The following is a 1994-nucleotide window of genomic DNA, read 5'->3' as shown; positions in this document are numbered from 1 at the left end:
GTGTCGCTGGCCTGCGCCTACGGCCGCAGCGCGCCGCTGCTCGACGACGCCGGGCGCGCGCTGCTGCAGGCCGCGCTCGACCGCCCGGCTCGGCACCTGTGGTTCTTCAGCAGCTCCGAGGCGGTCGACCACCTGGAGGCGCTCGCGCCTTCACGGCCCTGGGCGGCCGGCCGCGCGCTCGCGACGCAYCCGCGCATCGCGGCCCGCGCGCGCTCGCTCGGCCTCGGGCAGGTGCTCGAATCCCGGCCTGCTCTCGCGGAAGTGGTGGCCTGCATACAATCGATCGCATCGTGACCGACACCGTTGCCTCCCCGCCCGCCCACACCGAGCCGGTGCCCACCGCACCCGTGGCTGTCGCCGTGGCGCCGCGCCGCCTGCCCGGCTGGCTCGCGCCGGCGGTGCTCGCGCTGCTGGTGCTGCTGATCGTCATCGCGCTGGTGCAGGCCTGGTCGGCGCAGCAGCGGGTGCGCACGCTGGAGCAGGAGCTGGTGCGCCGCCAGCAGGACAGCGGCCGGCAGTCCGGCGAGGCGCAGGTGATGGCGCGCCAGGCGCAGGAGGTCGCGCGCGACAGTGCGGCCAAGGTCGCGCTGCTCGAGGCCAAGCTGGCCGAGGTCGCGATCCAGCGCAGCCAGCTCGAGGACCTGATCCAGTCGCTGTCGCGCTCGCGCGACGAGAACGTGCTGGTCGACATCGACGCCGGCCTGCGCGTGGCCCAGCAGCAATCGGCGATCACCGGCAGTGCCGAGCCGCTGGTGGCGGCGCTGAAGCAGGCCGACGAGCGCCTGGCCCGCTACAGCCAGCCGCGGCTGGACGGCGTGCGCCGCGCGATCGCGCGCGACATCGACCGCGTCAAGTCGGTCGGCGTGGCCGACATCGGCGGGCTGTCGATCAAGGTCGACGAGGTGGTGCGGCTGGTCGATGAACTGCCGCTGCTGGTGCAGGTCGAGCCGCGGCGCGAGCCGGTGAAGCCGGCGGCCTCGGGACCGCGCCCGAGCGCCCGCAGCGCCAGCCAGAGCGCGCCGGTGCCGGTGGGCGGTGGGCTGGCCGAGCTGTCCGATCGCCTGGGGGCGCTGTTCGACCGCGTCTGGGGCGAGACCCGCTCGCTGGTGCGCGTGACCCGCATCGACAACCCGGATGCGATGTGGCTGGCGCCGGAGCAGGCCTTCTTCCTGCGCGAGAACCTGAAGCTGCGCCTGCTGAACGCGCGCCTGGCGGTGCTGAGCCGCCAGTTCGACGCGGCGCAGACCGACCTGCAGAGCGCCCAGCAGGCGCTGGAGCGCTACTTCGACCGCAGCTCGCGCCGCACGACGGTGGCGCTCGAACTGGTGAAGCAGGTGTCGGCCGGCGCCCGCCAGGTGGTGCTGCCGCGGCCCGACGACACGCTCGCGGCGCTCGCCACCGCGACGGCCGGCCGTTGACCTGAGGCCCCCCTTCCCGATGCGTGCCGTCATCTGGTTCGTGCTGTTGTTCGCGCTGGCGGTGGTCAGCGCTTCGGTGCTGGGCACCAATGACGGCCTGGCGTCGTTCTACTGGGGTTCGTGGCGGCTCGACGTCTCGCTGAACCTGTTCCTGATCGCGCTGGTGGCGACCTGCTTCGCGCTGGTCGCGGTGATCCAGGCGATCAACGCGCTGATCGGGCTTCCGCGGCGCGCCCACGAATGGCGCGTCGCGCGCCGCGACCGCACCGCGCAGGCGGCGCTGCGCGATGCGTTGTCGCAGTACTTCGGCGGGCGCTACAGCCGCGCGCAGAAGTCGGCGCAGCGCGCGCTGCTGATCCAGAGCGACACGCCCGACCTGGTGCAGGACAACGAATTCACCGTGCTCGGCCACCTGCTGGCCGCCGGCAGCCTGCACAAGCTGCAGGACCGCGCGCGCCGCGACGAGCAGCTGCGCCTGGCGCTCGACCTGTCGAGCCGCAGCGGCCTGGCGCGGCCGGCCGAGGAGGGCGCGCGCCTGCTGGCCGCCGAGTGGGCGCTCGACGACCGCGATGCGGC

At 74.2% G+C, this 1994-nt stretch carries 2 protein-coding genes and 1 pseudogene; all 3 read left to right on the top strand.

The window, feature by feature from the left end:
* Positions 1 to 294: pseudogene (locus AC1DXV_RS34175) on the top strand (uroporphyrinogen-III synthase); the annotation flags it as partial.
* Entirely contained in the window at positions 291 to 1418 is a 1128-nt protein-coding gene (locus AC1DXV_RS34170; RefSeq protein WP_477937986.1) for a uroporphyrinogen-III C-methyltransferase, read from the top strand. The pseudogene AC1DXV_RS34175 and the gene AC1DXV_RS34170, both read left to right, overlap by 4 nt.
* Before the next feature lie 19 nt (positions 1419 to 1437).
* On the top strand, positions 1438 to 1994 hold a 557-nt coding region (locus tag AC1DXV_RS34165), incomplete at its 3' end, for a heme biosynthesis HemY N-terminal domain-containing protein (protein WP_477937985.1).

It is taken from the genome of Rhizobacter sp. P3_C12 (assembly GCF_056402735.1).
Note: the sequence above shows the minus strand (reverse complement) of the source record. Positions and strands in the feature narration are given on the sequence as shown.